We start from the raw sequence: 4,988 nt of genomic DNA on the forward strand, positions 1-4,988 counted from the left end.
TGCTCCTGTAGTTTCGCAAGATAGACGTAATCCCTGCCATTGGCTTCGCTTTCCTTTTCAATAAAGGCAAGCTCCTCTTCCAATTTGGCAATCTCCTCTTCGATATGCTCAAAGTCCTTCTTCTCCTGATAGCTCATCTTTAAAAGCCTTGCACCCTGCCAGGATTTCTTCTTATCCCCCTCGGACTTTTCTTCTCCTCTATCCTCTTTGGACTCTGCTTTACTACCCTTTTCTACATTTTCCGCCTCTTCCTTTTCCTTCAAAAGCTGTACCTGATAGTCGGTATAGCCTCCCTCAAACTGGCGAATCTGTCCATTTTCCTGAAAAATAAAGAGACGGTTCACCGTACGATCCAGAAAATATCGGTCATGGCTAATCACAAAAACAATGCCCGGAAAGCTGTCCAAAAAATCTTCCAGAACAATCAAGCTGCTTAAATCCAAGTCATTGCTGGGCTCATCCAGGAACAGCACATTGGGGGCGGACATCAAAATGCGTAGCAGGTAGAGTCTTCTTTTCTCTCCACCGGAAAGCTTCTCAATGGGGGCGTACTGCATTTCCGGAGAAAAAAGGAAACGCTCCGCCATTTGGGAGGCGGAAATCAAACCTTCCTTTGTGGGCAGATATTCCGCAATCTCCTTAATGCTGTCGATTACCCTTTCCTTTTCCGGCAAATCTTCATTTTCCTGACGAAAATAGGCAATCCGCACGGTTTGTCCGATTTCCACCTTTCCCTCATCCACCGGAATTTCTCCCAAAATTGCCTTCATCAGGGTAGACTTTCCTGCCCCGTTCTTCCCGATAATGCCGATACGGTCATTCCGTAAAAAATTATAGCTGAAATTGGAGAATAAAAGCTTATCCCCATAGCGTTTTGTCAGGTTTTCACAGTTTATGGTACTCTTCCCCAGACGCACGAAAATGGAGGCTAGGCTCAGCTCTTCCTCCTCCGTTGGACCATGCATTTGAGAGAGCTTTTCATAGCGTTGCAGTCGTCCCTTTTGTTTGGTGGTTCTGGCCTTGGCTCCTCTTCGCACCCAAGCCAATTCTTTTCGAAGCAGACTTTGTCTGGCTCTTTCCTGAGCCTTTTCGATATTGAATCTCTCTGCCTTTCTTTCCAAATAAGAGGAGTAGGAGCATTCGTAGCGAGTAAAGCCTTCTCTTTCCAGCTCCACAATCACATCACAAACCGTATCCAAAAAATATCGGTCATGACTCACCAGCAAAATCGCCCCCTTAAAGCGCTTTAATTTTTCCTCCAGCCACTCCGCCATTTCCTCGTCCAAGTGGTTTGTAGGCTCGTCCAAAAGCAGCAAATCCGGCTCTGTGTTTAGGGCCGCCAAAAGAGCCAGCTGTTTCTTCTGTCCTCCGGATAAAATCTTGCAGGGAGAATAGAAATCCTCCAAGCCAATCTCCTGCATAACCTTCTTTCCAAAGGCCTCTCTTTCCTGCTCTCCCATACGAAGGGCAAAGTTCTCCACCAGCGCCTCCAAAATACTCTTCTCCTCCGGAAAATGACTTTCCTGAGTAAGATAGCTGATTTTCAAGCTCCTTCTTCGTACAATGTTTCCGCTATCCAGCTCCTCTTCTCCGGCAATAATCCGAAGCAGAGTAGACTTCCCTCCTCCATTTCTTCCGATTAATGCCACCTTCTCTCCTTCTTGAATCGAGAACTGGGCATCGGAAAACAAAACTTTATTTTGAAAGCTTTTGCTGCCTTTTTCTATATTTACAATACTTCCTGCCATAGAATCTTCCTCTTTCCTCTCCTTTTTAAGAGATTTTTCCTTGCTATAATAGCAAAGATACAGCTAAAATAGCAATGCACTGAGATGGAACTGTAAGTTTTCTATCCTTTAAATTGCTTAGCGGAAAGAAAGGAGCAGCATGTCTATTCGTCAATTCATTTTCCCCAAAGAAAAAACCAAGAATCTTCGTTTCTATGATGTCATCATCATTAGCTTGATTTTATTCGGAGAATTTATTATTCGCTCCAACCAGCTATTTCTAGACAGCTTAAATGCTGTAAAATCCGCTATGTTTTACGCTTTCCCCCTCTCCCCTATCCTTCTTAGCCAAAATACGGAAAGCATTACGGAAACGGTAGCGGAAACTGTGGATACAGCCACCGAAGGGGTAGCCTATTCCAGTAACCTGCAATTCCAGTTCTTTATGCTGCTTTTGGTTTTTCTCTATCTGATTGTTCGTAACTTTGATTTTAAGCAAATCCCCTTTCGCTTTAAGCTCTCTGTAATTCCCTGGTACTTTATTTTACTGGCTATCATGGGACTAAGTGCAGACGTTCTTTACCTTCTCTTTGATAACGGCTATAACTACTTCACCAAGGAAGTTCTCCTTTCCATGGATTTCTTTGAGTTATTTCGGAAAATAGCCGCCTTAAGCCCCATTGCCATTATCTATGCTTTATTAAATGCCTTCTACGAAGAATTCTTCTTTTTAGGCTTACTGGGCACCGTAGACCAAAAGTACAAATGGCAAACTCTGCTTTACTCCACGATGATTCGTATATCCTTCCATACCTATCAGGGCATGGCTTCCGCCCTTATTATCGGTGTGGTCTTCGGACTTATGTATTACTACTTCTATACCTATAGAATCAAAAATCTTCTTCCGGTAGTTCTGGTGCACTCCATGGCGGATATGTTCGGTTCGGGATTTGTGTATCTCTTTGCAAGGTTCTAGGAAAGGGAGAATTGAAATGAGTATCCCAAAATGGATTGTCACTGATGTGAAGGCTTCCAAAAGCTATGAATTACATCTTTCTTTTTCCAATGGAAAAAAAGGAATTTTCAACTTTCTTTCAGAGCTTCAAAAACCTATATATCAACAATTAAATGATCTGGATTTTTTTCTTACTGCTCATGTAGAAGATGGCACTGTGGTCTGGAATGATGAGCTTGATATTGCTCCGGAGTACCTTTACGAAAATTCTGCATTTTAATTCCTTCATCTGTAGTAAAATCTGCCATCTTTAAGGCATAAGGAATGGTCTTAGTAGCCAGGCCTAAGCTTACCGCTTGCATAGTAGCAAACTGCTCAAGCTTTTCCTCCCATGATGTATCCTTCTTTCAGAAGCATAGCCATAAGCCTTGACTACATCGGAAGGCTGATTCCCATCGCCTCCGGAGAAAGCAGCTTGCTGTCCCATTCTTCCAAGTCCATAGCCTTATGTAGGATAGATAGAATCCTGTAAATCTGTTTGAACTGCTCCATAGTCACTCCTTTTTAGGCAACAAAATACCACCGAAGACCGGTGGTAGATTAGTTTTCTTCTATATTATCACCCACACTTAATAGAGACCATATTTGTGAGCTATCTCTTCTAGTTCGGCATCTAACTTTTCTTCGAGTTCTTTAGGAATCACGATTTTTTTAGACTCCTCGGCACTTGGCATCTTACTATCATCGATAAAATAAGGTCCGTTTATAACATCCTCAAAGGTTGCTTTTTTATCCATACAATCATCTCCTTGTGAATATTAGGTGTTCTGATCTCTCCAAAGCCTCAATGACCCACATTGAGGCTTTCTACTCTATTGAACCATCCGGTAATCCAGCAAACTGTTCTTTGGCCTTATTATATACATCCTGAATAAGACCGTCAATATTGTCCAAAAACTTTAACTTTTCAAAATCCGCGGATATAGTTACGAATAAAATCTACTACATGGCATGAAATAATCTGCATCTTGATTTAGCTTTATTGGAAAAGCTATTTATCAGCTACTTTTCCCCGGAATAAATATAACAACGTCCCCAGAAGTAATCACCTAATCGGTGATGAAACTAGGGGGGTATCCATCCCTAAGTTTATGCGCATTGACACAGTGCGTATTGTACTATAAAATATATCTAAAGAAACAGAAAGGGGAAAGCAATATGCCGAAGAAGGCCAAGGAAATGGAAAGAATCATATTAAAAGATGGCTGGTACCTTGTAAGTCAAGAAGGCTCACACAGGCAGTACAAGCACCCGATTAAAAAAGGCAAAGTAACAATCCCTTTCCACACTAAAGAGCTTACTAAGTTTACCGAATGTTCGATTTACAAACAAGCAGGAATAGAAAGGAGCTAAGCATGTTAAGTATATATCCGGCAATATTTTACAAAGAGGACGACGGAAGGTATTCTGTTTGCTTCCCTGATTTTAATGCCGCCACTTGTGGAAACGATTTAAACGACGCCATGAACATGGCTGTTGAGTGCCTGGCTGTTCAGCTCATAGGTTTGAAACGGGACGGTGAAGCTTTCCCTGTCTCCTCTCCGGTTGATACAGTAGATCCTGTTGCCTATGCAGAAGAATTGGGAGCAGGTAAACCGTCAGATTATTTTGTAAATCTTATCAGTGTTGATGCTGATGAATATGCAAAGCTATACCTCAATAAGTCTGTCCGGAAAAACCTCACTATACCTGAGTGGATGAATGAAAAGGCCTTAGCACAAGGCATAAACTTCTCCCAGGTACTGCAAGAGGCTCTACTGGAGAGATTACAGGCTTAGTATAGAACTTTCAAAGGGTGTGGTATTTTGCCACATCCTTTCTTTTAACTTGCTCAATTAGAGAACCTCGCTACTGAATCAACACTAATTTTGGGCGGTTTCGTGGACGGTTTCGTGGGATACATGAGCTGTAAAACGAGTAAAAAGCTTCCTTTTTCGGTAAAATTACATTGCAGAAAAGTAAGCAAAAACCCTAGGTTTCAAGCCACTTTAGGCTTAATTCCTAGGGTTTCTTAGTAGCAGGGGATGAGGGATTCGAACCCCCATCGGCGGTTTTGGAGACCGTTGCTCTACCATTGAACTAATCCCCTTTGCTTCAAAAAAGCAACGGTATGATTCTATGCTATTTTTTGAAGATTGTCAATGCCTCTCTTATATTTTTTACCGGAATCAATTCAATATCTTTCTTTTTTCCCGGTAGTTTGACAGTTAAATAGTTCCAAAATCTCCTCAGGCCTTGAAAAGCCT

Annotated in this window: 6 protein-coding genes and 1 tRNA gene; 4 read left to right on the forward strand and 3 right to left on the reverse strand. The window is 41.9% G+C overall.

Going from position 1 to position 4,988, the window contains the following annotated elements; all coding sequences use genetic code 11:
• A partial coding sequence (locus tag RYO92_RS10780) for an ABC-F family ATP-binding cassette domain-containing protein (protein ID WP_315370379.1) occupies window positions 1-1,748 on the reverse strand: 1,748 nt, incomplete at its 3' end.
• Window positions 1,749-1,887: 139 nt separating this feature from the next.
• Here RYO92_RS10780 and RYO92_RS10785 point away from each other — a divergent pair.
• Together RYO92_RS10785 and RYO92_RS10790 are read left to right on the forward strand one after the other, a co-directional pair.
• The gene (locus tag RYO92_RS10785; protein WP_315370380.1) at window positions 1,888-2,703 is read left to right on the forward strand and encodes a CPBP family intramembrane glutamic endopeptidase; all 816 of its coding nucleotides are present in this window, start codon (window positions 1,888-1,890) and stop codon (window positions 2,701-2,703) included.
• A 16-nt stretch (window positions 2,704-2,719) separates the two neighbouring features.
• Window positions 2,720-2,962, forward strand: coding sequence for a DUF2442 domain-containing protein (locus RYO92_RS10790; RefSeq protein WP_314345742.1), 243 nt, complete (start codon window positions 2,720-2,722; stop codon window positions 2,960-2,962).
• A gap of 349 nt (window positions 2,963-3,311) precedes the next feature.
• Here RYO92_RS10790 and RYO92_RS10795 read toward each other — a convergent pair whose 3' ends face one another.
• Window positions 3,312-3,479, reverse strand: a complete 168-nt coding sequence (locus RYO92_RS10795; RefSeq protein WP_315370381.1) for a hypothetical protein — start codon at window positions 3,477-3,479, stop codon at window positions 3,312-3,314.
• Between the two features lie 421 nt (window positions 3,480-3,900).
• Here RYO92_RS10795 and RYO92_RS10800 point away from each other — a divergent pair, with 421 nt between their 5' ends.
• Both RYO92_RS10800 and RYO92_RS10805 read left to right on the forward strand, forming a co-directional pair.
• A complete protein-coding gene (locus RYO92_RS10800) occupies window positions 3,901-4,095 on the forward strand; it encodes a type II toxin-antitoxin system HicA family toxin (RefSeq protein ID WP_009429558.1) in 195 nt (64 codons plus the stop codon).
• Between the two features lie 2 nt (window positions 4,096-4,097).
• Window positions 4,098-4,520, forward strand: coding sequence for a type II toxin-antitoxin system HicB family antitoxin (locus RYO92_RS10805; RefSeq protein WP_007156273.1), 423 nt, complete (start codon window positions 4,098-4,100; stop codon window positions 4,518-4,520).
• Between the two features lie 240 nt (window positions 4,521-4,760).
• Here the strand turns inward: RYO92_RS10805 and RYO92_RS10810 are convergent.
• A tRNA-Trp gene (locus tag RYO92_RS10810) sits at window positions 4,761-4,831 on the reverse strand.
• Window positions 4,832-4,988 lie beyond the last annotated feature (157 nt).

This window comes from Oribacterium sinus (genome assembly GCF_963553175.1).
Taxonomy (GTDB): domain Bacteria; phylum Bacillota; class Clostridia; order Lachnospirales; family Lachnospiraceae; genus Oribacterium; species Oribacterium sinus_B.

Bases quoted from the DNA above. Each gene is read 5' to 3' on its own strand.
- RYO92_RS10785 (WP_315370380.1), top strand. From the start codon at position 1,888: ATGTCTATTCGTCAATTCATTTTCCCCAAAGAAAAAACCAAGAATCTT.
- RYO92_RS10790 (WP_314345742.1), top strand. From the start codon at position 2,720: ATGAGTATCCCAAAATGGATTGTCACTGATGTGAAGGCTTCCAAAAGC.
- RYO92_RS10795 (WP_315370381.1), bottom strand. From the start codon at position 3,479: ATGGATAAAAAAGCAACCTTTGAGGATGTTATAAACGGACCTTATTTT.
- RYO92_RS10800 (WP_009429558.1), top strand. From the start codon at position 3,901: ATGCCGAAGAAGGCCAAGGAAATGGAAAGAATCATATTAAAAGATGGC.
- RYO92_RS10805 (WP_007156273.1), top strand. From the start codon at position 4,098: ATGTTAAGTATATATCCGGCAATATTTTACAAAGAGGACGACGGAAGG.